This is a genomic window from Arthrobacter jiangjiafuii (assembly GCF_018622995.1).
GTDB classification, from domain to species: Bacteria; Actinomycetota; Actinomycetes; order Actinomycetales; family Micrococcaceae; genus Arthrobacter_B; species Arthrobacter_B jiangjiafuii.
Genome location: NZ_CP076022.1, coordinates 1,762,162 through 1,787,981 on the forward strand (window position 1 = coordinate 1,762,162; position 25,820 = coordinate 1,787,981).

Annotated in this window: 25 protein-coding genes; 10 read left to right on the forward strand and 15 right to left on the reverse strand. The window is 67.1% G+C overall.

Going from position 1 to position 25,820, the window contains the following annotated elements; translation table 11 throughout:
* Window positions 1–59 precede the first annotated feature (59 nt).
* From hpaH to KKR91_RS08355, 3 genes are read left to right on the forward strand one after another with little or no spacing between them, the layout of a single operon-like run.
* Complete coding sequence (gene hpaH / locus KKR91_RS08345; RefSeq protein ID WP_210228593.1) at window positions 60–845, forward strand: 2-oxo-hept-4-ene-1,7-dioate hydratase; 786 nt, start codon at window positions 60–62, stop codon at window positions 843–845.
* Complete coding sequence (locus KKR91_RS08350) at window positions 830–1,672, forward strand: HpcH/HpaI aldolase family protein (protein WP_210228595.1); 843 nt, start codon at window positions 830–832, stop codon at window positions 1,670–1,672. Before hpaH ends, KKR91_RS08350 begins: the two co-directional genes overlap by 16 nt.
* A gap of 11 nt (window positions 1,673–1,683) precedes the next feature.
* Complete coding sequence (locus KKR91_RS08355; RefSeq protein ID WP_210228597.1) at window positions 1,684–3,147, forward strand: MFS transporter; 1,464 nt, start codon at window positions 1,684–1,686, stop codon at window positions 3,145–3,147.
* Between the two features lie 9 nt (window positions 3,148–3,156).
* On the opposite strand, the gene KKR91_RS08360 is transcribed toward KKR91_RS08355, so the two are convergent.
* The 3 genes from KKR91_RS08360 to KKR91_RS08370 form a co-directional block, all read right to left on the reverse strand.
* A complete protein-coding gene (locus tag KKR91_RS08360; RefSeq protein ID WP_210228600.1) occupies window positions 3,157–3,843 on the reverse strand; it encodes a M23 family metallopeptidase in 687 nt (228 codons plus the stop codon).
* Window positions 3,844–3,855: 12 nt separating this feature from the next.
* A complete protein-coding gene (locus tag KKR91_RS08365; RefSeq protein WP_210228602.1) occupies window positions 3,856–5,073 on the reverse strand; it encodes a low temperature requirement protein A in 1,218 nt (405 codons plus the stop codon).
* Between the two features lie 131 nt (window positions 5,074–5,204).
* The gene (locus KKR91_RS08370; protein WP_237687552.1) at window positions 5,205–5,942 is read right to left on the reverse strand and encodes an SDR family NAD(P)-dependent oxidoreductase; all 738 of its coding nucleotides are present in this window, start codon (window positions 5,940–5,942) and stop codon (window positions 5,205–5,207) included.
* A gap of 124 nt (window positions 5,943–6,066) precedes the next feature.
* Here KKR91_RS08370 and KKR91_RS08375 point away from each other — a divergent pair, with 124 nt between their 5' ends.
* Entirely contained in the window at window positions 6,067–6,999 is a 933-nt protein-coding gene (locus KKR91_RS08375) for an AraC family transcriptional regulator (RefSeq protein WP_210228604.1), read from the forward strand.
* A 110-nt stretch (window positions 7,000–7,109) separates the two neighbouring features.
* Here the strand turns inward: KKR91_RS08375 and KKR91_RS08380 are convergent, their stop codons facing one another.
* Together KKR91_RS08380 and KKR91_RS08385 are read right to left on the reverse strand one after the other, a co-directional pair.
* Entirely contained in the window at window positions 7,110–8,600 is a 1,491-nt protein-coding gene (locus KKR91_RS08380; RefSeq protein WP_210228607.1) for an MFS transporter, read from the reverse strand.
* A gap of 129 nt (window positions 8,601–8,729) precedes the next feature.
* Window positions 8,730–9,338 carry a TetR/AcrR family transcriptional regulator gene (locus KKR91_RS08385; protein ID WP_210228609.1) on the reverse strand — a complete coding sequence of 203 codons (609 nt, stop codon included), beginning with the start codon at window positions 9,336–9,338 and terminating at the stop codon, window positions 8,730–8,732.
* 255 nt (window positions 9,339–9,593) lie between these two features.
* Between KKR91_RS08385 and KKR91_RS08390 the strand changes: the two genes are divergently transcribed.
* Complete coding sequence (locus tag KKR91_RS08390; protein ID WP_210228611.1) at window positions 9,594–10,490, forward strand: alpha/beta hydrolase family protein; 897 nt, start codon at window positions 9,594–9,596, stop codon at window positions 10,488–10,490.
* Window positions 10,487–10,975, forward strand: a complete 489-nt coding sequence (locus tag KKR91_RS08395) for a MarR family winged helix-turn-helix transcriptional regulator (RefSeq protein ID WP_210228613.1) — start codon at window positions 10,487–10,489, stop codon at window positions 10,973–10,975. The genes KKR91_RS08390 and KKR91_RS08395 overlap by 4 nt, the downstream gene beginning before the upstream one ends.
* On the opposite strand, the gene KKR91_RS08400 is transcribed toward KKR91_RS08395, so the two are convergent.
* Both KKR91_RS08400 and KKR91_RS08405 read right to left on the reverse strand, forming a co-directional pair.
* The gene (locus KKR91_RS08400; protein WP_210228616.1) at window positions 10,972–12,279 is read right to left on the reverse strand and encodes a glycosyltransferase 87 family protein; all 1,308 of its coding nucleotides are present in this window, start codon (window positions 12,277–12,279) and stop codon (window positions 10,972–10,974) included. The genes KKR91_RS08395 and KKR91_RS08400 overlap by 4 nt on opposite strands.
* A 42-nt stretch (window positions 12,280–12,321) precedes the next feature.
* Complete coding sequence (locus tag KKR91_RS08405; RefSeq protein ID WP_210228618.1) at window positions 12,322–13,737, reverse strand: aminotransferase-like domain-containing protein; 1,416 nt, start codon at window positions 13,735–13,737, stop codon at window positions 12,322–12,324.
* A gap of 88 nt (window positions 13,738–13,825) precedes the next feature.
* Between KKR91_RS08405 and KKR91_RS08410 the strand changes: the two genes are divergently transcribed.
* The gene (locus tag KKR91_RS08410; protein WP_273544705.1) at window positions 13,826–14,752 is read left to right on the forward strand and encodes a DMT family transporter; all 927 of its coding nucleotides are present in this window, start codon (window positions 13,826–13,828) and stop codon (window positions 14,750–14,752) included.
* Between the two features lie 37 nt (window positions 14,753–14,789).
* On the opposite strand, the gene KKR91_RS08415 is transcribed toward KKR91_RS08410, so the two are convergent.
* Both KKR91_RS08415 and KKR91_RS08420 read right to left on the reverse strand, forming a co-directional pair.
* Window positions 14,790–16,304, reverse strand: a complete 1,515-nt coding sequence (locus KKR91_RS08415) for an HNH endonuclease signature motif containing protein (protein ID WP_210228621.1) — start codon at window positions 16,302–16,304, stop codon at window positions 14,790–14,792.
* A gap of 201 nt (window positions 16,305–16,505) precedes the next feature.
* Window positions 16,506–16,886 (reverse strand): SdpI family protein, encoded by a 381-nt coding sequence (locus KKR91_RS08420; RefSeq protein ID WP_210228623.1) that lies wholly within the window; start codon window positions 16,884–16,886, stop codon window positions 16,506–16,508.
* 213 nt (window positions 16,887–17,099) lie between these two features.
* Here KKR91_RS08420 and KKR91_RS08425 point away from each other — a divergent pair, with 213 nt between their 5' ends.
* Window positions 17,100–17,642: a GNAT family N-acetyltransferase gene (locus KKR91_RS08425; RefSeq protein ID WP_237687554.1), complete on the forward strand. Its 543-nt coding sequence runs from the start codon at window positions 17,100–17,102 to the stop codon at window positions 17,640–17,642.
* A gap of 54 nt (window positions 17,643–17,696) precedes the next feature.
* Here KKR91_RS08425 and KKR91_RS08430 read toward each other — a convergent pair whose 3' ends face one another.
* The 4 genes from KKR91_RS08430 to KKR91_RS17020 form a co-directional block, all read right to left on the reverse strand.
* Window positions 17,697–19,166, reverse strand: coding sequence for an amidohydrolase (locus KKR91_RS08430; RefSeq protein ID WP_237687555.1), 1,470 nt, complete (start codon window positions 19,164–19,166; stop codon window positions 17,697–17,699).
* A gap of 162 nt (window positions 19,167–19,328) precedes the next feature.
* On the reverse strand, window positions 19,329–19,994 hold the full coding sequence (locus KKR91_RS08435; protein ID WP_210228627.1) for an FMN-binding negative transcriptional regulator: 666 nt from the start codon (window positions 19,992–19,994) through the stop codon (window positions 19,329–19,331).
* A 122-nt stretch (window positions 19,995–20,116) separates the two neighbouring features.
* On the reverse strand, window positions 20,117–20,683 hold the full coding sequence (locus KKR91_RS08440; protein WP_210228629.1) for a hypothetical protein: 567 nt from the start codon (window positions 20,681–20,683) through the stop codon (window positions 20,117–20,119).
* A gap of 244 nt (window positions 20,684–20,927) precedes the next feature.
* The gene (locus KKR91_RS17020; RefSeq protein WP_237687556.1) at window positions 20,928–21,173 is read right to left on the reverse strand and encodes an alpha/beta fold hydrolase; all 246 of its coding nucleotides are present in this window, start codon (window positions 21,171–21,173) and stop codon (window positions 20,928–20,930) included.
* A gap of 155 nt (window positions 21,174–21,328) precedes the next feature.
* Between KKR91_RS17020 and KKR91_RS08450 the strand changes: the two genes are divergently transcribed.
* Complete coding sequence (locus KKR91_RS08450) at window positions 21,329–21,970, forward strand: DJ-1/PfpI family protein (RefSeq protein ID WP_237687557.1); 642 nt, start codon at window positions 21,329–21,331, stop codon at window positions 21,968–21,970.
* Window positions 21,971–22,198: 228 nt separating this feature from the next.
* Window positions 22,199–24,658: an alpha/beta fold hydrolase gene (locus KKR91_RS17025; protein WP_237687558.1), complete on the forward strand. Its 2,460-nt coding sequence runs from the start codon at window positions 22,199–22,201 to the stop codon at window positions 24,656–24,658.
* 13 nt (window positions 24,659–24,671) lie between these two features.
* Here the strand turns inward: KKR91_RS17025 and KKR91_RS08465 are convergent, their stop codons facing one another.
* Both KKR91_RS08465 and KKR91_RS08470 read right to left on the reverse strand, forming a co-directional pair.
* Window positions 24,672–24,938, reverse strand: coding sequence for a hypothetical protein (locus tag KKR91_RS08465; RefSeq protein WP_210228631.1), 267 nt, complete (start codon window positions 24,936–24,938; stop codon window positions 24,672–24,674).
* Window positions 24,939–24,977: 39 nt separating this feature from the next.
* Window positions 24,978–25,817: a putative protein N(5)-glutamine methyltransferase gene (locus KKR91_RS08470; protein ID WP_210228633.1), complete on the reverse strand. Its 840-nt coding sequence runs from the start codon at window positions 25,815–25,817 to the stop codon at window positions 24,978–24,980.
* Window positions 25,818–25,820 lie beyond the last annotated feature (3 nt).

The following is a 25,820-nucleotide window of genomic DNA, read 5'->3' on the forward strand; positions in this document are numbered from 1 at the left end:
TTCCACCAGGACACCTTCCAACAGGACGAGTTCCACACGGACAGCAAGGAAGCAGAACCATGCTTGATACCCAGACCATCGAAGCGGTGGCCGATGAACTGCTCGAAGCCAGGCGGACCCGGACACCGGTGCCGCTGCTCACCGCCCGCTATCCGGAGATGACCATCGAGGACTCCTACGCGGTGCAGAACGTGTGGCGGGACCGGATGCTCGGCTCCGGCCGCCGGCTGGCCGGCCACAAGATCGGCCTGACCTCCAAGGCGATGCAGGCAGCCACCGGCATCTCCGAGCCCGACTACGGCGTCATCCTCGATGACATGGTGCTGGAAAACGGCGCCACCCTGGAATGGGATGCCTACACCCACCCGCGGGTGGAGGTGGAACTGGCCTTTGTGCTGGGCAAGCCGCTCTCCGGGCCGGGCTGCACCATCTTCGACGTCCTGGACGCCACCGACTACGTGGTGCCGGCGCTGGAGATCCTGGATTCGCGGATCCAGATGGAGGGGCGCACCATCGTGGACACCATCTCCGACAACGCCGCAATGGGCGCCATGGTGGTGGGCGGAAACCCGGTGCGGCCCGCCGATGTGGACCTGCGCTGGGTCTCGGCCCTGCTCTACCGCAACCAGGGCATCGAGGAGACCGGTGTCGCCGCCGGCGTCCTCAACCACCCGGCCGCCGGCGTCTACTGGCTCGCAAACAAACTCTCCGCCCACGGCACCTCGCTGGAAGCCGGAGAAATCATCCTGGCCGGATCCTTCACCCGCCCCATGTGGGTCTACAAGGGGGATACCGTGCACGCAGACTACGGACCGTTGGGGAGCATCACATGCCGATTCGAGTAGAAGCCGCTGAAACCTTCGGCGCACGCCTGGCCGCCGGACGAGCTGACGGTGACGGCAACTCTGCCGGCAGCGCCCGGCAGCAGGCCGGCATGTGGGTCTGCTCCGGCAGCCCGCTGGTGGCCGAAATCTGTGCCGGCTCCGGCCTGGACTGGCTGCTCATCGACGCCGAGCACAGCCCCAACGGGCTGGAATCCCTGCTCGCCCAGCTGCAGGCGATCCACGGCTATCCGGCCATGCCGGTGGTCCGTCCGCCGTCGGGCGATCCGGTGTTGCTCAAGCAGTACCTGGACCTGGGCGCGCAGAACCTGCTGATCCCGATGGTGGACACTCCGGAACAGGCCGCCGAACTGGTCCGCGCCGTACGGTATCCGCCGCAGGGCATCCGCGGCGTGGGCAGCGCCCTGGCCCGGGCCTCGCGCTGGAACCGGATCGAAGGATACCTGGAGAACGCCGCGCAGACCGTGACGCTCCTGGTCCAGATCGAAACCGCCGCAGCGGTGGAGAACGTCTCGGCCATTGCCGCCGTCGACGGCGTGGACGGGCTCTTCATCGGCCCCTCCGACCTGGCCGCGTCCATGGGCCACCTCGGCCAGCAGGACCATCCGGAGGTGGTTGCCTCCGTCGAGCACTGCATCCGTGCCGTGAAGGCCGCCGGCAAACCGGTAGGCGTCAACGCGTTTGCCGAGGCCACCGCCCGCCGCTACCTCGAGGCAGGCGTGGACTTCATCCTGGTCGGCGCCGACGTCGCCCTCCTGGCCCGCGGCAGCGAAGCCCTGGCCGCGAAATACATCCCCACCGCGGACGACGACGTCCGCGCGAGTTACTAACAAGGATTTTCATGGCATCCGTTCCCGGAACCCCCCACTCCACCCCGCACTCAACCCCTGGCACCAAACCGCGCTCCAAACCGAACGACACCCGCAAGGTGGCCGTGGCCACCCTGATCGGCACCACCGTTGAGTGGTACGACTTCTTCATCTACGCCACGGCTGCCGGGCTGGTCTTCTCCCAGCTCTTCTTCAAGCCCGCCGGCGAGGAATTCGCCACCCTGGTCACCTTCGCTTCAGTGGGCCTGAGCTTCCTGTTCCGCCCGCTCGGCGCGTTCCTGGCCGGGCACTACGGCGACAAGATCGGCCGCAAGGCCATGCTTGTACTGACCCTGCTCCTGATGGGCGGGGCCACCACGCTCATCGGCGTGCTGCCCACCCACGCCACCGCCGGCATCTGGGCGCCCATCCTGCTGGTGCTGCTGCGCATCATCCAGGGCATTTCCGCCGGCGGCGAATGGGGCGGCGCGGTGCTGATGTCCGTGGAGCATGCCCCGCGGAACAAGCGCGGCCTCTTCGGCTCCTTCCCGCAGCTGGGTGTGCCGCTGGGCATGCTGCTGGCCTCGGGCGTCACCGCGCTGATGACCGGCGTTATCTCGCCGGGCGACGAGTTCATCGAGTGGGGCTGGCGCCTGCCGTTCCTGCTGAGCATCGTGCTGATCGTGGTCGGTTTCCTGGTCCGGATGTCCGTGAGCGAAAGCCCGGTCTTCGAGGAAATCGCCGAGAAGAAGAAGCAGACGCAGATGCCCATCGTGGAGCTGATGAAGAACCACTGGAAGCTGGTTATCCTGGCCGCTCTGGTGTTCGCGGGCAACAGCGCCGCCGGCTACATGACCACCGGCGGGTTCATCCTGAACTACTCCACCAATCCCGACGGAGTCGTGGCCCTGGACCGCACCGATGTGCTGCTGGCCGTCTCGGGCTCGGCCGCCCTGTGGTTCGTCTTCACCCTGGTCAGCGGGTTCATGGCAGATAGGATCGGCCGCAAAAAGACGTACCTGATCGGGTTCGCCTGCCTGGCACTGACCGTCTACCCGCTGTTCTGGCTGATCAACACCGGCGACCTCGGCATGCTGTTCCTCGGCATGGCCCTGTTCACCGTCGGCCTCGGCCTGACCTACGGCCCGCAGGCCGCCTGGTACAGCGAAATCTTCCCGGCCTCGATCCGCTTCTCCGGCGTCTCGGTCTCCTACGCCCTCGGCGCCATCATTGGCGGGGCCTTCGCCCCGACCATTGCGCAGGCACTGGTGGCGGCCACGGGTTCGACGACGGCGGTGTCCGGTTACCTGCTGCTGATGGTCATCCTCGCCGCATCCGCAACCATGATGCTGCGCGACCGTCCGGGCATCGACCTGTCGATCCGGAACCAGGCGGAGCAGGAGGTCGGAGCAACGATCTTCGACAAGCGCCGCGGAGTTTCCACGGATGACGCAGTCTCCACCGATGACGCCGTGTACGCGGAGCCCCGGAGCTAGATCCGGTCCTCACTGCGCCTCCACGATGGAGCCTTCCTGCGGCAGCATGTTCGCACGTGTGATGAACGTGCTGCCGCGGGCGGGCTTCTCGCCGAAGGACCGGAAAACCAGCGGCAGCCCGCGGGCGGTCCACGGATCCCTGCCGTCCATGGCCTGAACATGCACGTGGGGCTGGGTAGAATTCCCGGAGTTCCCGCAGTCTCCGATATGTTCGCCCTCGCTCACATGCCGGCCGGCGCCCACCCGGAGCGAACCGGCCCGCAGGTGCATCACGCCCACTACCGCGCCGCCGTCGTCCGCAGCGATGAGGATGTGGTTCCCGGCGATTGCCCCGGTTCCCTGACGCAGCCGCTCCTGCTGCCCCAGCAGGTAGGGGACCAGGGCCAGCTGGGACCGTCGGGCCTCATGGTCCGGTTCGCCGTCGTGCACCGCCACGACTTTCCCGGTGACCGGCGCCAGGATCGGACGGCCGAAGGCGAAGAACAGTTCCGGCGCCTCGGTGGCGAACGCCGTCCGCCAGCTGACGCGCGGAGCCGTCCGGCCGTCGTCGTCGACCCCCACAAAATCGATGGCATAGGTGGTCGCGAGCAGATGCGTGCCGTGGCTGGGCACGCGCCGCAGCGGACTGTTCTCGACTTTCCATTTGCCGGTGAAGGGCAGGGACACCGCCACGGTCCGGTCCGCATTATTAGTCATGGTCAACCACGCCTACTCCGCAGATCCTGCCGCGTTCATGCCCCGGATGCGGCCCCTCGCCACGGCGTAGCGCACGCTTTCCAGGCCAACCACTACGGCTATGACGACGGCGACAAGGATCAGGGCCGCCAGGGAAGTCAGCGGAGGACGGACGGCCAGCAGGACGAGCAGCAGCGCCCCGGTTCCGAGACGCCATTTCTTCCACCGGCCGCCCATCCGCCGCCAGAACGCGGTACTGCTCAGCACGTACAGGGCGGGGCCGGCAAACAGGGCGAAAGACCCGAGCTGCCCCAGGGGCTTGTTCTCCTCCACATGCGCCAGGGCCTCTTCCACGCCCAGCGCCGCCAGGATGATCCCGGCGACCAGCGGCAGGTGCAGGTAGGTGTAGGCCTCCACGGCGGCAGAAGACCGGGCGGTTCCGCGCAGCGCCGCAAAGCGGTGCTCGGCCGCGATCGCCGTGACATCGAAATAGAGCCACCACAGGCCAATGGAGAGACAGATGCCTGCCGCAGCCCCGGCCAGCACCGGAACACTAACGGGTACCTGGGAAGCGCCGACACCGATGGCCACGATCGATTCGCCCAGTGCCAGGATCACCACCAGCCCGTACCGTTCGGTCCAGTGAACAGCGGAGTGGATCCGCCAGTTCCCGTGCCGCGAGATCAGGAAGGTGATGGTGGTGTCCAGCACCATCCCGGCCAGCCAGAACCAGGTCTGCGCGGTTCCGCCCAGCAGCGCGCCGGTGATGACCAGCGCCGCTCCCAGAACGGCGACGACGGTCAGCTTGGCGATCTGGCGCCGCAGCGGCTGATCGTTCCCGGCCGCATACACATACAGGAGGAGGTGCAGGACGCGGACCGCAGCGTACATCAGGGCAAGCACCAGCGGACCGTGGAGGCCGCCGTCGAGGTCGTTGAAGGCTTCCGGAATGGCCAGCGCAGCCATGAAGACCGCCACCATGACGACGGACAGCCCGAAGCGCATCAGCCCTTCATCGGCGTGTGCCTGGTTTGCCAGCCAGGAGAAGGGCGCCCAGGACCACCAGAGCAGAACCAGGATGACCATTCCCTGCAGCACCCCCAGGAAGGAATGCTCATGCACCATGAATTCGGTGACCTGGGTGAAGGCGAACACAAACACCAGGTCAAAGAACAGCTCGAAGGTGGTGACCCGGTGCGTTTCATCCGAGATGCGTGCAGCGGAAAGGGGCGGACGCGGCAGATGCGGCATGGCACAAAGGATAGGAGCCTGCGGCCCCGGCTAGAAGACGCTGCGGGTTTGAAACCCGAGACGCCGCCGGCTGGATACCGGGGCGGATCTGCCGCAGGCCGGTCGCCCGGCTGCTACCACGGCCCCGGCTGCTACCAGGGCAGGGGACCGTCCTCGTCGGTGAAGGTGCCGGTGGGACCGTCTGCACCGATGGTGGCCATCCGCACTGCGGCAGTGGCTCCCTCGGCCGGAGTGCGGGTGCCCCGGAACCCGTTCAGGTCCGTGGCCACGAAGCCCGGGCAGACCGCGTTGACCAGGATGCCCTCCGGCGCCAGCCCCTTGGCATACTGCAGTGTCAGCGAGGTCAGGGCAGTTTTGGAAGGCGCGTACCCGGCGGCGATCGGGTCTGTCGCGGCCGGATCGGAAACCGCAGCCAGCGACCCGGCAACACTGGACACGTTGACGATCCGGGGTGTCTCGGAGAGGCGCAGCAGGGGCAGGAAGGCCGCCGTCACGGAAATGACCCCGAAGAAGTTGGTCTCAAAGACGGAACGGATCTCGTCCACCTCGGCCGATCCCGGCTGCTGGGCAGCAAAGCTGACACCCGGCGTGGCCACAATCCCGGCGTTGTTCACCAAGGCATCCAACCGCCCAAATTGGCGTTTCACCGCGTCAGCAGCCGCTGCCACCGAGGCGGGGTCGGTGACGTCGAGGACGACGGCGACGGCGGTGCCGCCGTCGGCGCGCAGTTCCGCCGCAGCCCGTTCACCGGCGTCGGCGTTCCGTGCCGCCACCACCACAGTGTGGCCGAGCCCGGCCAGCTGTCCGGCGATCTGGCGGCCGATGCCTTTGTTGGCGCCGGTGACGAGGGCAATCATGTGCTCATTCATGGGTCTCCTACAGAAAATGCAGCTAAATGCAGCCGACCCGACCGGGAAGGCACTTTCAGTCTGCCCGCCACTGGTTGTACTTGGAATAATGAAAAGTCCGTACTTCTTGCCCTAGAGTACAAACATGACAACTGACCGGCTATCGGAAGTGCTCGACCTCATCGAGGTCAGGAGCATTATTTCGGGCAGCACTGCGGTGTCCGGCCGGTGGAAGACCGAGAGCAGTCTCGATGAGGATCTGAAGTTTTTCGCGGTTGTACAGGGCAGGATGCGTCTGTCGACGGATGGTTCGGACACGCCACTGCTCCTGGACGCCGGCGACGTCGCGCTCCTCAACGGCCGCCGCTGGCTCAAGCTGGAAGGCGGCACCGGCGACGCCGCGCCGCTGCGTTTGGAACCGCCGGCCAGCGGAACGTTCGTCAAGGTGGGGGAAGGCGCTCCGGGCACCGAGGACATCGTGATCGGCGGACGCGTGGCCGTGAATGCCACCGGCAGGGAACTGCTCCTGCAGGCCCTGCCGCCCGTGGCGCACATCCGCTCCGGTACCGACGCCGCGCCGCACCTGCACGGCCTCATCAAGGCGCTGTTCGAGGAGGTTTCCGGACGGCGGATCGGGTCCGACTTCGCGGCACGCCAATACGGACAGCTGTTGTTGCTTCAGGTGCTCCGGGCCTTCATGGTCAGTGCGGAACTGCCGCGGGGCTGGTTGAAACTGCTCGCGGACGAACGGCTCCGGCCCGCGCTCACGCTGATCCACACCCAGGGAGCCAGGCCTCCGAGCCTGGAGGAGCTGGCTGGCGCGGCCGCCATGTCCCGCACCGCTTTCGCCGAACGGTTCCGCGAGGTTGCCGGCACTCCGCCGCGGTCCTATCTGAATAACTGGCGCATGCTCGTGGCGCAGCGGGAACTCCGCTCCGGTGATGCCCGGATCCGGTCGCTGGCACTGGAGCTGGGTTTCTCCTCTGAGAGTGCCTTCAGTACCGCGTTCAAGCGCAGCGTGGGGGAGTCGCCCCTGCGCTTCCGGACCCGGGTGCGGGCACTGGAAGCGGCGGAGTAGCGCGCGCGCCCACTGGTAGCCGGCGCCGGCGCTGATACCACCGCCGGTGCTGGCCGGACGCCGTCATCAGCCCCGCCGGCGGTGACGGGGCTGATGACAGCTAGCTGTACTTAGCCGGCCTGTGCAGCCGCCGGATTCCGCGGCCAGGCGAGTGAACCGAGGCAGGCTGCCACGGCGACAGCGGCGGCGAACCAGTAGCCCGGGGCGAACGCCGCGAAGCCGGGAACCAGCAATGCAGCCGCCGCGATGCTGGAGACCGTCGAGACGCCCGCAGCAGCACCGAACTCGTGGAAGGTGCTCAGTGCGGCAGATGCGACGCCGGCTTCCTGCGGCTGGACTGCGGAGAACAGGCTACCTGCCGCAGCGACGAACACCGCGCCGATACCGAACCCGGATACGGTGATGCCGATAACCAGCACGGTCATGGAGAAAATTCCGGCGGCCGCTGCCAGCCCGGCGGCCGCAATCAACAGGCCTGTCGCGTAGACGGCCCGGACACCCCAGCTTGGAACCACCCGGCCGGCCAGGTTGGAACCGACGATCGTGCCGACCGCGACCGGCAGGAAGGAGAGCCCGGTTTCCAGGGCGCTGAAGCCGTGCAGCTCCTGCAGGGTGAACGAGCCGAGGAAGAACACCGAGATCATCAGTGCCGTGGCAATGAAAATCAGGCCCAGCCCGAGGAGCACCGGCTTGCGCTGCAGCATTGCCGGATCCACCAGCGGTGCGCCGGCAGTGCGGATCCGCCGCCAGAACAGCACGTAGCCCAGGACCCCGGCCGCGCCGGCGATCAGCGTGGGTGCACTGATCCAGCCGTAATCTCCGGCGGAGACCAGGCCGTACACCACCGCCGACGTCGACGCCGTAACCAGGGCCGCACCGAGGACATCGAGCCGTCCGCCCGAGCCCGGCAGGGGGCGGACCCACCGCAGCAGCCCGGCCAGCAGGAGCAGCCCCACCGGCACATTGACATAGAACACCCATGGCCAGCCCGGCCCGGACGTGAGTGCGCCGCCCAGGAGCACGCCGATTGCCGCGCCGGCACCGCCGAGTCCGGACCAGACCCCGAGTGCGCGGGACAGGTCATCGCCGGTGAAGGTCCGTGCGATCACCGAGAGGGCGGCCGGCGACATTGCTGCCGCACCCACCCCCTGCAGGGCCCGCGCCAGCAGCAGCAGCACCGGTCCGGTCGCCAGGCCTGCCAGCAGTGAAGTGGCGATGAACAGGCCGAGTCCGAAGAGCACCACCCGGCGCGGCCCGAGGATGTCGGCGGCTTTCCCGCCCAGCAGCATCAGTCCGCCGAATGCCAGGGCGTAAACGCTTGCGGTCCAGGCCAGTCCGGCCCGGTCGAGTCCCAGATCGGCCTGCATGTCCGGCAGCGCGATGGCCACCACAGTGACATCCACGACCAGCATCAGCTGGGCGACGCCCAGCAGCCAGAGGGTTCGCCAGCGGCGGGCATCCGGCTTCACCGCCGCGGTCTGCGGCTGTGACTCTGTCGTCCCGGGCGGCGTCGTCCCGGGTGGCGGGTCTGGCAGGTGCGCCTCTGCCGCCTCAGGCTGTGGATTGGTCTTTCCCGGTTTCGAGTTGTCGAAATCCTGCATCCCAAACACCCCTCTCAGTGCGTTGGAAGATGATGCTCGCCCAACGTAACTCGTACACCGGTGTACAACAAGAGTTTTTCGAACATAGGTGTTCGAGTTCCCGGAACAGCGGCGAAGAAGCCGGCAGGATCAGCCGGCCAGGGCCGCAAGGACGGTGGTCCGCACCAGGCCCGGGGCGTCGTCGGCCGTGATTTCACTACGCTGCACGGAGGCAGAGGCGGCATGCAGGATCGCCTGGATCAGGCTGACCTGCCATTCAATGGGCACACTGTCCGAGAACTGGCCGGCTGCCCGTCCGCGTTCGAGCAGCATCCGCACCCGCGCGGCCGGTTCCTCGTGCACGCGGCGGATCTCCTCCGGCGGCAGCGTGCCCGTGGCTGCCACCACCAGCGCACCGAATTCGTGGGTCAGGTGCCAGGTCATCTCCAGCAGCCGACCGAGCGCTTCCCGCGCGTCGCCGTCGAAATTCTCTCCGGAAAGCACCAGATCCGTGTGCCGGATGGCGCGGTCCGCCACCTCGCGCACCAGCGTCGTCCGGGAGTCGAAATGGCCGTACAGGGTGACCCTGCCAACCCCGGCGGCCTTGGCGATGTCGTTGACGCTGGCATCCGGATCAGCGGCCAGCAGGCGGGTGGCAGCCTGCACAATGGCCTCGACGTTGCGGCGCGCATCCGCCCGTTTGCCGGCGGCGGGTGCGGCATCACTGGCCGTTCCGCGCGTGGCCCGAGTATCGGACATCCCGTGTACCTCCCAATATGGACAGTGATGTTCATGTTAGCTTCCGGTCGCCCGGGTGGAGCCAGCTACTGACCCCTTTTCCGGTTGTGGGTTGGTAGCCAGGCTGTTTCGGACGGCTGGTTCCGCACCGGAGACCTGGCCCGGTCTGATGACCTGGGCAAGATTTCGATTGTTGGCCGCATGACGGACTGATCCTTCGATCCTCGCTTGGCCGAGGGGTATCCCGAACGCACAGTCCCGTGTAGATTACTTCGCATGCGAAATAACAGCGTGGCAGCGGTCACATCCGAACGAGTCAGTATTCCCGTCCCTGCCGGGGGTGCCATCGCCGGCACGCTGCGCCTTCCGGCCGACGACGCGCCCCGCGCCGCCGTCGTCGTCCATCCCGCCACCGCGGTGGCCGAGCGGCTCTACACCGGCTTTTCGGAGTACCTGGCGGAGCACGGATATGCCGTCCTCACTTATGACTACCGCGGCACCGGCGCCTCGGGCGATCCGCGGGCCAACCGCAGGCTGCGGATACGCGACTGGATGCAGCAGGATGTTCCGGCCGCCGCGTCCTGGATGGCCGGCCGGTTCCCCGAGGTGCCGCAGCTCGCCGTCGGGCACAGCCTGGGCGGCCATGCCATGGCGCTGAACAACGGTTCGGACGGGCTGCTGGGCTTCGTCGCCGTGGCCTCTCATGCCGGCGTCACCAAGACCATCATTGATCCGAAGGAACGGCTGCGGGTCGGTCTGGTGCTGCGGGTCCTCGGGCCGCTTACCGGCCGGGTGCTGGGCATGGTGCCCGGGCGGAAAATCGGGCTGGGCGAGGACATGCCGGGCGGCGCCATGCTGGAATGGAGCCGCTGGTCCCGGCGTCCGAACTACTTCTTCGACGACCCGAGCATGGATGCCGCCGTCTGCGCCGCCAAGGTGGAGACCGAGGTGCTGTCGATCGGCTTCACTGACGACCCGTGGGCCACCCCGCAGCAGATCGACGCGATCTACGGGCGTCTTCCCAACGCCGGGGTGCAGCGGCGCACCTACACGCCCGACGACGGCGGGATGGCAACGATCGGGCACATGGGCTTCTTCCGGCGCGGGGCCCGTGAGAAGCTCTGGCCGGAGGTCTTCGATTGGCTGGAGGGCCGGATCGCGGCCCGGCCATGAGCGATGGAAGCCGCGGGGCCCGGAACGGGCCGGGCGTGCCCGCCGGTGTTGGGAGTGGTGGCGGCCGGAAGCGGGCTCCACGACTGATCTTCCTGACACTCACCGCGGAGCGCCGGCTGCGCCGCTGGATCAGCTCCCGGGGCGGCGATCGAGGCATCAGTGCGTCGGCCGCCGGAGTACTGCTGCATCTGATGGGGCATCCGGGGGCAAGCACCGGCGAGGTGGCTGAAGCCGTGGATGCCTCTCCTGCCGGGCTGAGTGGGCTGCTCTCCAGGCTGGAGAAGGCAGGGCTCATCACCCGGGCGCCGGATGCGGTGGACCGCCGCACCATCCGCGTGAACCTGACCATTGAGGGGAAGGCTGCGCTCGGCGTCGTACAGTCCGCCTTGAACGAGTTGAACGGGAAGATCACCGACGGCTTCAGCGCCGAGGAACTGGCCGTCGTCGCCCGCTGGCTCCGGCACGTTTCGGTGGTGCTGGACTAGGCGCGCTGCTGCTCTTTGACGGATGGCCCCAGCGGAGCTGTTGCCCAGAAACCCAACGCAGCGACCGGCAGGATCACGCCAAGACTGGTGAACAGTTCCAGTGCCGCCGGCCCATGCCCGCTCACCACGCCGGTCAGCATCATGGTGATGGTGACCGAGGAGAGCATGAACACCGGCACCATGACCACCCCCAAGGCGATGCCCGGGCCACGGGCCCCGGCCCGGCGTCGTCGTACGCTGACCCACAGGGCAGGCAGGACCAGGGCGATCCAGACCCAGTGATGGAACCAGGAAATCGGCGAGATCGCGAGCATGACCACGGCGTTCGCGCTGATCGCTGCCAGCATGTCGCCGCGCGCATCGGACCGGCGAATCGCCAGGAAACCGAGGACGACGACGGCGGCGCAGGCCAGCAGCCACAGCGGACGCTGCAGCGCCTCCGGGGTGCCCAGATGCGCGAGAAGCGAGTTCAGCGACACGTTGTACATGTCAGTGGTGTCGCCGACCCGGCTGGCATCGGAGAGCGCACTGAGCCAGAAGATGCGCGACTGTTCCGGTGACGCCAGCCAGCCCGCGGCCACAGTGGTGGCAAACGTGAGGCCCATGGTGAGGATGGCCCGCCAGTCCCGGCGGACCAGGAAAACCAGGCCGAAGGCCAGCGGCGTGAGCTTGATGCCGGCAGCCAGACCGATCAGGATCCCGCGCGGAACGCGGCCGGCGGGGCGGATCAGGTCCGCCACGATCAGCACCATGAGCATCGGATTGATCTGCCCGAAGCCCAGGCCTTCGCGCCATGGTCCCAGCACGCCGATCAGCAGCGTTGCCAGCACGACGACGCCGGCGGAGCCGCCGAGCGCTGCGGTTATCCGTTCCGGCAGCACGGTGTTATCGCGCAGATACCGGGCGACCAGGATGGCGGTCAGCACCAGGCACAGGCACGACGTCGCCGTGACCAGCACCAGCCCCACGGCCTCGGGCAGCACGGCGAACGGTGTCAGCAGGAGTGCGGCAAACGGCGGATAGGTGAAGGGCAGGCCGCGCGTGTCGGTCTGGACCAGGGCCGGATCGTAGAGCCGGTGCTCGCCCATGCCCAGGAACGCCCGGGCGCCCTCGCGGTAGACGGTGAAGTCCAGGCCGTGGATCTGCGCTCCGAGGACCACCAGCACCAGCGCGGCGGGGAGCCCCAAACCGAGCCAGAGTGCGCTTGTCCGGGTCCGGAGTCGGCTGGATCCGGGTGGTGTAGAAGTGGGGGCACGGCGGGGCTGCTGGTGCTGGGAGCGGTGATCCGCCGACGGTAATGCCATGCCTGCAAGTCTAGATGGGCGGCCTGCAGCCCATGGGATCGGCTACTGCTGCTGCGCTGCCAGCGCCTGGCCGATAGTACTTGCTCCTTCGGGAAACGCGCCCGGATTCGGTCCGGAGTAGTTCAGGCGCAGATAGGGGCCGGTCGATTCGGCCGGGAACCATTCATTCCCGGCGGCGACCAGGACGCCGCCGTTCTCGCAGTCCCGAACGAGCCGCGGCAGGTCGGTCGCATCGGGCAGCCGGAGCCAGAGGTTCAGGCCGCCTCGCGGCAGCACCTCCAGTTCGGCGTCGGGCACGTGCTCCCGCAGGGCGGCGGCGAGCAGGTCGCGGCGCCCGGCCAACTGCTGGCGCACGCCCCGCAGGTGGGTTTTCCACCCCGGTTGCGTGACGACGTCGAGCGCTACCGCCTGCAGCAGGCCGCTGACATACATCGACTGTGCGTGCGTATCGGCCAGAATCCGTTCGCGCGCCGGGCCACGCGCAACAATGCCGGCAACCCGGACGGCCGGCGAGACGCTCTTGGTCAGCGACCGCAGGTACACCACGTGCCCGCTGTCATCACGTGCCGCCAGCGGTGAGGGATCCTCGGTGATGCCGAAGTCGTGCGCCCAATCATCCTCGATCAGGAACGCCCCAAACCGCCGGACGACGTCGAGCACCTCGCCGGCCAGACCCGGCGACCACTGGATACCCGTGGGATTGGCGAAGGTCGGCTGGGCATAGAACGCCCGTGCTCCGGTCAGTTCAAACGCACGGATCAGCTCCTGCGGGTCGGGACCGTTGGCGCCGCTGGGGATGGGAATCACCTCCACGCCGGCCTGCGCGGCAGCGAGAATGGCGCCCCAATAGGTGGGGGATTCCATGAGCAGGGGGCGTCCAGCGCCCACGAGTGCGCGGAAGGCGGTACTGAGGCCGCTTTGGCTCCCGGGGAGGACGACGACGTCGCTGGGCGCCGGGGGCATGATTCCAGCGGGGGCGGCTGCTTCGAGTTCCGCTGCGAACCAGGCCTGCAACTCGGGCAGGCCCGCCGCGGGGGAGCGGCTCACCACGGAATTACTGCGGGCGGTGCGCGAAAAAGCGGTGCGGAGCAGCCGTTCGGGGAGGAGCTCGCGGTCCGGGTAGCCCGAGTGCAGGTCGATGACATCGTTCGGTGCCATCCGCAGGGCGGCTGAGAGCTGTGGAAAACGTGCCGGCGGGGATCCCAGTGCCGCCGTCTGCCAGCCGTAGTCGCGGGGGCGGGCCAGGCGGACAGCCCGGACAAAGGTTCCGACGCCGGGACGGGTCTCGATCTGGCCCTGGGCCGTGAGCGTGCGCAGGGCCGTTTGTACGGTGACCGGGCTGGCTGCGTACTGGGCGACCAGGGCCCGGCTGGAGGGAAGCATGGCCCCAGGTGACGCAGTCGAAATCCAGGCGCGAAGACCTGCAACAATCCGGGCACTACTGCTATCGTGAGACATGTCACAGCATAATAGCGCTACTCCTCCTAGTACACCACCGCTATCCGGTAACGGCCTAGGCTCCAGCCGTAGCTCCAGTCCCGGTCTTCTGCGCGGACACGACCTTCGCTCTGGATCCGGCGTTCAGCGCGTACCCAGCCTTCGCTCCGGCCTCGGCTGGGGGCTGCTGGGGGTTGCCGCCTTTTCCGTGACCCTGCCGGTCACCCGGATGGCGGTGGAGGACGGAGGGCTCTCCCCGCTGTTCATCGGCTCGGCCCGGGCAGTAATTGCGGCAGTACTGGCCGCGGCGGCGCTCGCGTTCACCAAACAGATTCTTCCGCACGGCCGGCAGTGGGTCCGGCTGGCAGCGGTTGCCGGCGGTGTGGTCCTCGGGTTCCCCCTTCTGACCTCCTTCGCACTCACAACAGCTCCGGCCAATCACGGTGCCGTTGTCGTGGGGCTGTTGCCGGCTGCCACCGCCATAGCTGCTGTGCTGCGCGGCCATGAGCGCCCGCCGTTGCTGTTCTGGGTTATGGCTTCTGCGGGGGCAGTCGCAGTAGTGCTGTTTGCATCCCTTCACGGCGGCGGGTTGGGCGGGCTGCACTGGTCGGATCTGTTGCTCTTCGGAGCCGTGGTTGCAGGAGCCATAGGGTACGCGGAAGGAGGACTGCTGGCGCGGGAGCTTGGTGCGTGGCAGACCGTTTCCTGGGCCCTGGTTCTCGCATCTCCGCTGATGGTCGCCCTGACGGTTGTCGCGGCGGTTCGCCAGCCGCAGACGGGTACCGCGGCCGAGTGGGGTGCGCTCGCCTATCTTGGGGTTGTGAGTATGTTCCTCGGGTTTTTCGCCTGGTACCGGGGATTGGCCATTGGCCCGATGGCTCAGGTCAGCCAGGTCCAGCTGGTCCAGCCGGTGTTGAGCATCTGCTGGGCGGCATTGCTGCTGCATGAACAGCTCACCTGGCCAACGGTGTTGGGAGGTGCTGCGGTGATCGCCTGCGCCGGGGTGTCTGTCCGAGCAAGGGTGAAGCGTTCCTAGGATCCGTCGCGGCAGTCGTGCGGGGATCCGTCCCGGATCAGAAGGGCGGGGGATCCGCGTCGGCTTCAGGCAGGTCGTCCACATCGGCTGGCAATCGCAAATCGACTGGCACCGGCACGACCGGCGAGGTCAGCAGAGCCAGATGGGGTTCGGTCCGATAAGTCCGTCCGCCCGGTGAGGTCCACTCGATAATTCCGGCTGCCGGTTGGCAGGCCTTCCAGAACCCTTCGGTTTTGAACATGTGGTGCCGCCGGCAGAGGTGTTCGAGGTTGTCGTGGTCGGTTTTCCCGCCCTGCGCCCACGGCCGGGTGTGGTCAATCTCGGAAATCACGGCATTGGAGCGGCACCCCGGGAAACGGCAGGTTCCATCCCTGGCACGCAGCCATCGCTGCAGCCCGGCGGGGACTTTCCGCCTTCGGCCCACCCGCAGGATTTCCTCAGTCTCCGGATCCCGCTCGACCGGAGTCCATTTCGCTGCTTCCCGAGCCATCCGGCGGGCGGTTTCCGGGCTGATGGGTCCGTAACCGTGCAGTTCGGCCGGCTGCTCGTCGGCACCGAAGAGGGTTTCCGCGTTAATCAGCACCAGGATCTCGGTCCGGGCGCGGGCCCTTGCCCTTGCCCGGCCACGGGTCTTGCCGCCAGCCGCTTTATCACCCGGGTTCCCGCCACAGTCGGTTGCGTCGCCCTTCTCTGCATTGAAGCTGGCCTGCTGATCATCATGGTCCAGCAGTAGGTCCTCAAGGATGTCCGCCCGCAACTGATCCACCATCCGCGGGTCTCCGGCGGACCGCTCACCCCGGGCGGCCTTCGAAAGCTGAGTGAAGATCGCTTGCGCCTTCTCTGCAGGCAACAACGCCGAAAGCCAGGACATCCCGTCACAATCCGGGTCCAGCACCACGCGGCGCTTCTCAAACGCCGTGCGCTGCCGCTTCTGAATCGTCTCCGGATATTTGTTCTCCCGCAGCCGCCGGGCCTTGACCCGGAACTGGGAACCCGTCAGCCCCGTAACAGCCACGTCCAACAGCTCCGCTTCAAACCCCGGCAGCTCGCCGGCGGGAATGTTCTGCGACTGATCCAGCACCGTCTGCACGTGCCCGTAACTCAGCGCCCCGGACTCGAGCTTCGCCAGCGTGGCCGCGTGCGTGTCACAGAGTGTTCCGGCTTCGCTCATCCGCATCGCCGCAGTGCCCGTGGGAATCCCCAGGATGGTCGCGGCTTCCTCGGCAGCGAGGCTGAACGCCAAACCGGGCTCGAGTTTCCCTGATGCAAAGAACATCTCGTCCCGGAAGATACCCTCGATCCGGTGCAGGACTTTCGCTTGCTGCGCCTGCACCCACCGGCCCAGCTGATCCAGCCGGGTCAACACCACCCCGGCCTGCTCCTCATCCAGGACCTCGACACCCTGCAGGACCAGCGACCCGGTGAAAGCTCCCAGACCCGCGTCGAAAACCACCCGGCTGCGCTCCACCGCGGCCGCGGCAGTGGTCGCGCCAACCCCACCGCCGCCGTCGTCGCCGGCCTCGGTGCCGGGAACATTCCTGTCTTGATCCATGTCTTCAGGCTTTCACCTGCCTCTGACATTTCCGGCTCAAAAAGAGCCCGAAACAGGCTCAAACAGCCCCTTTTCAGGTCCTACAAATACCCGTCTTTTTCGCACCAATTACTTGGGAAAGCACGGGAATACCTGCGCGCGTTCGGCACCCTGAGGATTGGCTTTCGCGGGTGCCGCAACAGCCATCTAATGGGCCGGATTCTATTGGTCCGGAGCGGCCGGAGTGGAGCGTGCAGCACGGTTAGCGACCGCGGCGGAACGTAAGACGACTGCGACCTCAGCCATGAGCGCCAGGAAAGCCACACCTGTACCCGCGGAACCACCAAAGGAAATGTGCACGATAACGGCGGCTGCCAGCCCAACGCCGGCAACAGGCCACATCGCCTTCACCACTGGGAGAGCGGCCCGGTGCCCGGCCACCCAGGCATCATCGGATGCCCGGGTATAACGCGTCCGAATCCCGAAGGAACCGTTTATGCCGACGAGGCCTTCGGCTGCCTGGCGGGTAACGGCAATGCAGATGCCCGGAAGCAGGACAAGGGCGAAGGACAGGGAGATCAGACCCCCGAGTTCTTCAGACATCTGCCGCCCCCATGCCGCGCCCCACGCAATCGGCAGGCCGCCAGCCATTCCGCAGGCAAGCAGCGGATTCTCGTCTCTGTTCGTATTTCCCCATGCCTTACACAGTACCGAACATCTATTTCCGGGCAGCGGCTTTTGTCCCAGCGACTATTGACCGCCGGATTTCCTGCCCCCAAATGACCGGCTAATCAAGATCATGGGTAATCTTGCCTGATGCTCAAACCCTGCCACCTCACTGATGAAGTCAGCATGCGGGTGCTGCGTCGGGGCGATGCTCCGGCACTGGCATCTGCCTACATCCGCAACCGTGACTACCTTTCCTCGTGGGAACCGGTGCGTGCCGATGAATACTACTCAGAGGCGTGGCAGCGGGCAGATATCAACAAACGCTTTGCAGCAGCCGAAGCAGGCGAGGGCTTCTCCCTTGGGCTGTTTGCCGGAGACCGCATCGTCGGCCGGTTCAATCTGGCCGGAATAGTTCGTGGCCCCTTCCAAAGCGCAGGGCTGGGCTACTGGGTTGATGGCCAGTACGCGGGCCGAGGCCTGGCATCAGCCGCGGTGCTGGCGATTGTGGAAGCGGCACGCGATGAACTCGGGCTGCACCGCATTGAAGCAAGCACGCTCCTGCACAACATCGGCTCCCAACGCGTGCTCTTGAAGGCCGGCTTCCAGCAGATCGGGATGGCGCCGCGCTACTTGAAGATCGCCGGCAGCTGGCAGGACCACAACCTCTACCAAGTGCTCCTGCACGACTAGCCGCTGACCGGTGGGCGGCCTGCGCAGCCTCTTTCGCTGACGCCGCCGCGGAGGTCAGAGATCGGACCAGGTGAACCGCCCGCCCAGAAGGGTCGCGGAAACGGGCATGGTCCGCAGTTGGTCCGCCGGAACGGTGAGCGGATCCTTCTCAACGACGACGACGTCGGCCACGTCCCCGACGCGCACGGCGGAGCGACCGCGCGTGCTCGCCGTGAGCGCCGCAGCAGCAGGGATGCACTGTTCCGGATGCCACGGAGCACGTCCGTCGCGGCTCCGCCCAACCGCCGACGCGATCGCAAACCAGGGATCCAGTGGAGCCACCGGCGCGTCGGAGCCCAGCCGCAGTTCAGCTCCGGCACGGTGCAGCGAGGCCAGGGCAAACGCTCGTCCGGTCCGCCCTGCCCAGAAGGCATCAGCAACATCCCGGTCATCCATGGCATGTTCGGGCTGCACGCTCGCTGCCAGGCCCAGCGCCTTGAACCGGGCAAAGTCCTGTTCGCTGACCAATTGTGCGTGTTCAATGACGCCCGGCATGCCCAGCGCTTCGAACGCATCCAGCACAGCGGTGTTGGCCCGGTCGCCGATCGCGTGGATCGCTGCGCCCAGCCCGGCACTGTGTGCCGCTGCCATGAGTCCCTGCAGTTCCGCCAGCGGCACGCTCTCCACCCCGCAGGAGTGCGGATGGGCTGCCGGCAGGCCGGGATACGGATCCCAGCACCAGGCCGTGCGCGTATTCAGCGACCCGTCCACGATGACCTTCAAGGGACCCATGGTCACCAGGCCGCGGCTGTCCAACACATCGCCGGTCTTCACGCCGCTGCGGATGGCAGCGTCGAGGCGGTCCGGCCACACCGAAACCTCAACCCGCAGCGAGTCCATGCCGTGACGGACGCGCTCGGGCCACTGCGAAACGTTGTCCGTATTCTCAAAGTCCACAATGCCGACGACGCCGCGTCGTGCCGCGGCTTCAGCCGCCCGGGCATAGGCGGCGTGTGAAAGCTGGGTGGGATCCTGCAGTTTTTCCAGCGCCTCAAAACAGGCACCTTCGCGGAGCAGGCCGCTGCCGTCCGCGCCGACACCGCCGTCGTCGTTCCCGCCATCGTCGTTCCCGCCATCGTCGTTCCCGCCGTCGCGCGCGCCGGGCAGTCCCAGGATGCCCAGCGCCGCCGAATTGACCCATAGGCAATGCAGATCGCCAGAGATCAGGACGACGGGCGTTGACCCGGACACGGAATCGAGCGCTGCCAGCGTGGGGGAGTCCGGCCAGAGCGCGTCACGGAACCCAAACCCCACCAGCATCTCCGCACGGCCCCCGGCAGCCGACCGGACGATGTCCAGCACGTCAGCGGCGCTGGCGGTAGCGCTTAGGTCCAGCCGCTGTTGCCGGGTGACCCACTGGCCGAAATGGACGTGGTTGTCCCACAGCCCCGGAATCACATAGCGGCCGTCAAGGTCATGCGTTTGCGTTCCAGGGCCGACGACGGCGGTGCCTCCGTGGTCGCGCAGGCACGGGCCGTCGGGCAAAGGGCTTCCGGCCGGCACCAGCGCAGCAATGATCCCGCCGCTCAGCAGGACATCGAATCGCCCGCCAGTATTCGGGAGCGAGGCATTTTTTAGGAGGAGATTATCCGGCACCGGGTGTTCCTGTTCGTCGAGGGGAAGCAGCACAAGCAGTTCAGGCTGGTCCTACCCGTCCAGGCCCGACTCATCCAAGACGTCGTTCAAGACCGAAGCATTGGCCTGCCGCATCCGGGCGGCCAGGGCCGGGTTGGAATACGGTCCCGGCAACTCCAAATGGTCAATGATGCTGCGGATGGTCTCCGGCGCTTTGTCCTGGTTCATTTTTTCCTTGCCCTCCATCCGGACAACAGGCAAACGGAACCCCACCGTTCCTTTGACAATGCGGTGGGCGTACTCGCTGTTGCCGCTGGTGGCATGCAGCAGATGGGGATCAGGCAGCGCCGATTCGAAATGCGTCACCAAACGGTCCAGGACGTCGAGATTCTCTGCATCCGACAAAACCTCGGGGGTGCCCCAAAGGTGGGCCGTGGTGAAATTCCAGGTGGGAACATTCGGACGGTAGCCGTACCAGCCAGGGGAAATGTACCCATGCGGTCCCTGGATGATAACCAGCATCTCCTCCGTACCCAGCCGGTGCCGTTCTTCGTCCGGGCGGCCCATATGGCTGAGCAGGACAATGCCCTCGGCATCTTCATCCAGCAGCACCGGATAGTGCGAGGCAACCAGGCCGCTGCCGGGAACATGCGTAATGAACGTGCACCACGGATTGGCGCGAATCAGGTCCTTAATGGCCGCGATCTCCTCCAGCGCGTACACGGGGTTATGCCTCATCGGTCTGCACCGCTGAATCTCACAGGCATGGTCTCAAGGCCCTTCCACGAGGAGGAGTTGCCGGCCCGGTGGCCGCTCTCGGGACAACCTACCCGACAGCGGCCAAAAACCCGTCCCAGGGTTTAGCCCTCCAGGTCATAAACGCTGGCCGGGTCGCGGCTGAGGATCCGGTCGCGCATTTCGACCTTCAGGTCCTCCAGATGCGAGAGCTCTTCCGCGGTCTTGTCGGGCTTCGCGGTGAGGTTGATGAACTCCTCCGCAACGATGCCGTCGTCGCGGATGATGCAGGTAACGCTCGCGGCGTCTGTGGCCAGCTCAAAGACATAGCGGGCGAGGGTGTTTCCGCGCTCGGGGCGGGCCAGTTCGGGCAGGACGGCGTAGCGGTCTCCGGTGACCGCGCGGGTCACCAGTTCGAAGGCATCCCGGGCGCCCGGGCCGCCAAAGGGGGTGCGGATCCTAAGCCCGCGGCGTTCCACCCGGCCGCCCGGAGTGCGGGCCGCGAGCTCGGGCAGCGCGCGGCCAAGCACCGCGAAGGCATGCGCGACGCCACCCGGGAATCCCGGACCGTGGTACTTCATGCAGTCCGCGAAGGTGAAGTCCAGCTGCACACCGTCATCCCAGACCGTCACGGTGCGCTCGGGGTTCGGGACCGTTCCCGGATGCTCTGATACTGCTGTTTCTTTGTTCATGGTGCGTTCTCACATCTCACTGCTGGGGGGAGCGGGGGACTAGGTAAGGGCCGAATTCAGCCACAAAAACCGTATCAGGCCAGCTAAATGCAGGCGAAGGCGAATACGGGCACCGGCATCGACTCGATTCGTTACTTAGGCCATTCCCGCACGACCGCGCTGATCAGCTCCGGGCTTTCAGCCACGAGTCCGTGGGTGGCGCCGTGCACAATGCACAACTGGGCACCGGGAATGGAAGCGGCGATCAGCAGGCTGTGGTCCGGATGGTGTCGCGGTCCCCGGACATCACCAGAGTGGGGGCGGTGATGGCGGAGAGGACCGCGGGGTTGATCCGCGGCTCCTCGGTCCAGAGCCGGACCAGCTTCGCCAGGACCAGATCCGCGTAGGCCAGCGTGTCGGCGATGCTGCGTTCATAGCTGTAGCCGCCGTCGATATCCGCCGACCGTCCATGGCCGGGACGTTCGAAGGCATACACCCGGCGCTCCGCCACCAGCGCATCAGACTGAGCCCGCAGGGATTCCAGCGAGCAGAATCCGCCGTGGAGCAGCAGGATCGCAAGCCTTCGCCGGCTGCCTCCGAATACAGCATTGGGACACGGAAATGACGTTCGTTGCCGCTGCGCTGCGGCACTGGAAGGATCAGGGCATGACACAGGATGAGCGAACGTCCCAGGATCCGGAAATGTCACAGGATCAGGGCCCCAAACACATCGGCATCCTGCTCTTTGACGGCCTGGAGGAACTCGACGCCGTGGGACCTTGGGAGGTCCTGGCCTACTGGACCCGGAACTACCCGGAAGACGGGTACGACGTCGTCATGCTGTCCGGGGACGGCTTGCCCGTCATGGCGGCCAAGGGGCTGCTGCTGACACCGCATACCTCCCGCGCTGAGGCGCCGCGATTCGAGGTCTTCCTGCATCCGGGCGGGCACGGCACCCGCACGCTGGCACGGAACGACGGGCATCTGGATTGGATGCGCACACTGCGCGCCCAGGTCCCGCTGATGACCAGTGTCTGTACCGGCAGCCTGGTGTACGCGGCGGCGGGACTGCTCCAGGGCCGCCCGGCCACGACTTACTGGGACGCCCTGGACACCCTGGCCGAACTCGATCCCAGCATCCAGGTCCGTCCTGACGATCGCTGGGTCGACGACGGCGACGTCGTCAGCAGCGCCGGGGTCAGTGCCGGCATCGACATGGCCCTGCACCTGGTCCGGCGGCTGGCCGGGGTTCAGCGGGCCCGGGAGGTCCGGCGCGGCATCCAGTACGACCCCGAACCTCCCGTTTAATCACTTTTCCGGCTCGCAGGCCAGCTCGGTTCCCTCCGCCGTGCACCAGGTCTGATAATCCGAGGAGTAGAGCCGCTGGCCGAGCCACCGGTACCGCGGCGTCAGGCGCATGGCCGTGCACCTGGAAGACTTCCCGCAGGCGAAAATGTCCGAGGGGTTCGATAGGGTCGCTTCCAAGGGCGAAACTTCAGCGGCATAAGGACGTGCCGGCGGATGAAACGGGGAGTCATGGAATCCAAGCAGGCCGTGGAACACCTGGACGTGCTGATTGTCGGCGCCGGGCTTAGCGGGATCGGTGCGGCCTGCCGCCTGCGCAAGGATCACCCCGGCCGCACCATCGCCCTGCTGGAGAGCCGGGGACGGGCGGGCGGCACCTGGGATCTCTTCCGGTATCCGGGGATCCGTTCCGACTCCGATCTCTATACCTTTGGCTACGACTTCCGGCCGTGGCGCGAGGAGAAGGCCATCGCCGATGGGCCGGGCATCCTGCGCTACCTCGAAGACACCGCGGCAGAGTACGGCGTGGATGCCCTGATCCGCTATCACCAGCGGGTGGTGTCAGCGGACTTCTCCAGCCAGGAGTCCCATTGGAAGGTGCGGGTGGAACGGACCCGGCAGGCCGTGCCGGCGCCGGACGGGTCAGTGCCGGAACCGGTGGGAACCGGTGAGTTCCTGGACCTCACTGCCGGCTGGATCTTCAACGCCGCCGGCTACTACCGCTACGACCAGGGCTATGCTCCGGAACTTCCCGGAACGGAACGCTTTGCCGGCCGGGTGGTGCATCCGCAGCACTGGCCCGAAGACCTGGCCGTGGAGGGCAAGCGGGTCGCGGTCATCGGCAGCGGCGCCACTGCCGTCACCCTTGTTCCCGCGCTGGCCGAGCTGGGCGCTGAAGTAACCATGGTCCAGCGCACCCCCACCTACATCCTCCCGATTCCCGCGGAGGATCCGATCGCCCGCCGGCTGCGCGGCGTCGTCGGCCCCAAACGTACCGGGCGGATCATGGCGGAAGTGAGCGCCCGCCGGCAACGCGCCATCTGGTCGCTCTGCCAACGCTGGCCCCGAGCCGCCCGCTCGGTGATCCGCGCCATCCAGCGCCGGGCGGTGCCTGCGGGATTTGATCTGGAAACCCATCTGAATCCGCCGTACGGACCGTGGGACCAGCGGCTGTGCGCGGTGCCCGACGGCGACTTCTTTGCCGCCCTGCGCTCCGGCCGGGCGCAGATGGTGACTGGTCAGACCACCGCGTTTACCGAACGCGGCATCCGGCTGGCGTCTGGCGCTGAGGTGGAGGCCGACGTCGTCGTGACCGCCACCGGATTCACCATCCAGGTGCTGGGCGGGATGGAACTACGGGTGGACGGCGCGGCGGTGCAGCTGCCGCAGACTGTCGCGTATCGGGGTGTGATGCTCAGCGGTGTGCCCAATATGGCCTTCGCCATCGGCTACACCAACGCGTCCTGGACCCTCAAGATCGGGCTGCTGACCCAATGGTTCTCGCGGTTGCTGACGCATATGGACCGGCATGGTTACACGGCGGCGGTCCCGGTGACGCCGGCGGTCCCGGTGACGCCGGCGGATCTGCCGACCCGGCCGCTGCTGGACTTCGGCGCCGGCTACGTCCAACGCAGCCTGGACGCGCTGCCGCGGCAGGGAACGCACGCACCGTGGCTGATGACCATGAACTTCCTCGCCGACCGCAAGGACCTGCAGAAGGGCGCGCTGGTCGACGAGCACCTGCATTTTCACGGGCCAGACGGGTTGACGCCGCTAAACGGGGTCCCGGACCGCTTCACCACCCTGGCCAACGGGGTGCGGCTTTGCTACCGGGAGGACGGGCCCGACGACGGCGAACCGGTGGTCCTGCTGTCCGGGCTCGGTATGGACCTGACGTCTTGGCCGGCCCAGTTCACGGAGGGCCTGGCGGCGCAGGGCTACCGGGTGATCCGGCCGGACAACCGGGACTCCGGCCGGTCCAGCCGGATGCAGACGCCCACACCTTCCCTTCTGATGCAGGCCCTGGGGCGGCCGGTGCCGGGTGCCTATCGGATCGAGGACATGGCGGACGACGTCGTCGGGCTCCTGGATCACCTGGGCCTGGAGCGGGCGCACATTATGGGGATGTCCCTGGGCGGGATGATCGCCCAGTCGGTGGCCGCCCATCATCCGGACCGCACGCTGAGCCTGACGTCGCTGATTTCCACCACCGGTGCCCGGGAAGCGGGTGCTGCGGCACTTTCGACGAAGCGTCGCTTGGCGGCCCGGCCGGCCCGGACCCGGGAGGAATTTGTCCGCGCGCGTGTGGGCATGATGCAGCATTTGGCCGGCCGGACCTATCCCGCGGATGCTGCCGTGGAGGAGGAGTTGGCCGGTGCGGCCTGGGACCGGGGCGCTTTTCCCGACGGCGGGACGGGACGGTCGCGGCAGCTTGGCGCCATCAACGCCTCTCAGGACCGTACGGCTGACCTGGCTGGAATTACCGCACCCACGCTGGTGATCCACGGTGACCGGGATCCGATTGTGCACCCGAGCGGGGGAGCGGCGACGGCCGCCGCCATAGCCGGGTCCCGTCACGTGACGATCCCGGGCATGGGGCATTATTTCCATCCGGCCGTGGTGCCGGAACTGCTGCGGCTCGTCACCGGGCATCTGGGATCAGTCCGCCAAATGCCCGGTGCCAAGCCATAGGTTTCGGCGGGTGTTACTCGCCCATACCGGGGTGAACCGGCACGAAGTCGATCTTGTTGCCGCCGCCGGGGAAGACCTTCGGGTGACGGGGGAAGCCCTTCGCGTCCAGGTGGTTCTTGGCGCGGAAGTCGGCCAGGGCGTCGTCGTACGCCTTATTGATCCGGGCGCCGGTGAGGACTTCGGTGGTTCCGTCGGTGAACGTGATGCTCACCGAGGCCGACTGGGGGAAGTGCCGGGGCATGCGGACAAAGCCGTCGTTGTCCTGCTGAAGATTGATCAAGTGGTTCCACCTTTAGAGATTGCGAGCTTCCAGTCTTCCCTATCCTGGCGTCCGCGCCGTACACGGACTCCAGCGGCCCGACGCAGCCGTGGCATCCGGATCCTCCCAGTGCAGGATTTCCGGGACGAATCCTGCCGCCGTCATGAGCTGCCCGACCATTGGCGCCTGCCGCTCGCTGCACTCCAGCAGCAGGGTTCCGCCCGGACGGAGCCAGACCGGTGCTTCGTCGATGATGCGGCGTTGGATGTCCAGCCCGTCCACGCCGCCGTCCAGGGTCAGGGCGGGTTCGTGATCGCGTGCTTCGGGCGGCATGGTGCCGAGCTGCGCAGAGGGAACATAGGGAGCGTTCGCGACGACGACGTCGATCCCGCCGCGAAGGTGAGCCGGCAGCGCCTCGTATAAATCACCCTGCAGGACGACGGCCGGCTCGTCCAGGTTTCGGCGGGCGCAGCGGACTGCGGCGGGGTCGATATCGACTGCGAAGAGCGAGGCTGTCGGGGCGTGCCGGGTTATGGCCATGCTGACGGCGGCCGATCCGCAGCACAGCTCGGCCACCACCTGATTGGGGCTGCCTGCCGGCAGGGCCAGCGGGTCGGTGCCGGCTGCCAGCAGGGCGATGGTGCGGGCGGCGAGGAGCTCGGTGCGCCGCCGCGGCACGAAGACACCGGGCGCGACCGCCACCCGGAGGCCGAAGAATTCCGCCCATCCCAGGACCTGTTCCAACGGCTCTCCGGCGGTCCGGCGGGACACCATGCTCTCCAGGGCTGCGGAGTTCCAGGCTTCAGCTGCCAGCAGGCGGGCTTCGGCCTCTGCGAACACACTGCCGGCGGTGCGGAGCCGGAGCGCAAGCGATTCTTCAAGGGGGTTGGGGTACACCATCAC

Coding starts and splice junctions, on each gene's coding strand:
- KKR91_RS08385 (WP_210228609.1), bottom strand. CDS start 9,338: ATGTCCGATACTCGGGCCACGCGCGGAACGGCCAGTGATGCCGCACCC.
- KKR91_RS08420 (WP_210228623.1), bottom strand. CDS start 16,886: ATGTCTGAAGAACTCGGGGGTCTGATCTCCCTGTCCTTCGCCCTTGTC.
- KKR91_RS08415 (WP_210228621.1), bottom strand. CDS start 16,304: ATGGATCAAGACAGGAATGTTCCCGGCACCGAGGCCGGCGACGACGGC.
- KKR91_RS08360 (WP_210228600.1), bottom strand. CDS start 3,843: ATGACTAATAATGCGGACCGGACCGTGGCGGTGTCCCTGCCCTTCACC.
- KKR91_RS08435 (WP_210228627.1), bottom strand. CDS start 19,994: ATGAGGCATAACCCCGTGTACGCGCTGGAGGAGATCGCGGCCATTAAG.
- hpaH (WP_210228593.1), top strand. CDS start 60: ATGCTTGATACCCAGACCATCGAAGCGGTGGCCGATGAACTGCTCGAA.
- KKR91_RS08405 (WP_210228618.1), bottom strand. CDS start 13,737: ATGTCTCACGATAGCAGTAGTGCCCGGATTGTTGCAGGTCTTCGCGCC.
- KKR91_RS08350 (WP_210228595.1), top strand. CDS start 830: ATGCCGATTCGAGTAGAAGCCGCTGAAACCTTCGGCGCACGCCTGGCC.
- KKR91_RS08440 (WP_210228629.1), bottom strand. CDS start 20,683: ATGAACAAAGAAACAGCAGTATCAGAGCATCCGGGAACGGTCCCGAAC.
- KKR91_RS08395 (WP_210228613.1), top strand. CDS start 10,487: ATGAGCGATGGAAGCCGCGGGGCCCGGAACGGGCCGGGCGTGCCCGCC.
- KKR91_RS08390 (WP_210228611.1), top strand. CDS start 9,594: ATGCGAAATAACAGCGTGGCAGCGGTCACATCCGAACGAGTCAGTATT.
- KKR91_RS08400 (WP_210228616.1), bottom strand. CDS start 12,279: ATGGCATTACCGTCGGCGGATCACCGCTCCCAGCACCAGCAGCCCCGC.
- KKR91_RS08380 (WP_210228607.1), bottom strand. CDS start 8,600: ATGCAGGATTTCGACAACTCGAAACCGGGAAAGACCAATCCACAGCCT.
- KKR91_RS08355 (WP_210228597.1), top strand. CDS start 1,684: ATGGCATCCGTTCCCGGAACCCCCCACTCCACCCCGCACTCAACCCCT.
- KKR91_RS08450 (WP_237687557.1), top strand. CDS start 21,329: ATGACACAGGATGAGCGAACGTCCCAGGATCCGGAAATGTCACAGGAT.
- KKR91_RS17025 (WP_237687558.1), top strand. CDS start 22,199: ATGGAATCCAAGCAGGCCGTGGAACACCTGGACGTGCTGATTGTCGGC.
- KKR91_RS08370 (WP_237687552.1), bottom strand. CDS start 5,942: ATGAATGAGCACATGATTGCCCTCGTCACCGGCGCCAACAAAGGCATC.
- KKR91_RS08375 (WP_210228604.1), top strand. CDS start 6,067: ATGACAACTGACCGGCTATCGGAAGTGCTCGACCTCATCGAGGTCAGG.
- KKR91_RS08365 (WP_210228602.1), bottom strand. CDS start 5,073: ATGCCGCATCTGCCGCGTCCGCCCCTTTCCGCTGCACGCATCTCGGAT.
- KKR91_RS08470 (WP_210228633.1), bottom strand. CDS start 25,817: ATGGTGTACCCCAACCCCCTTGAAGAATCGCTTGCGCTCCGGCTCCGC.
- KKR91_RS08425 (WP_237687554.1), top strand. CDS start 17,100: ATGCTCAAACCCTGCCACCTCACTGATGAAGTCAGCATGCGGGTGCTG.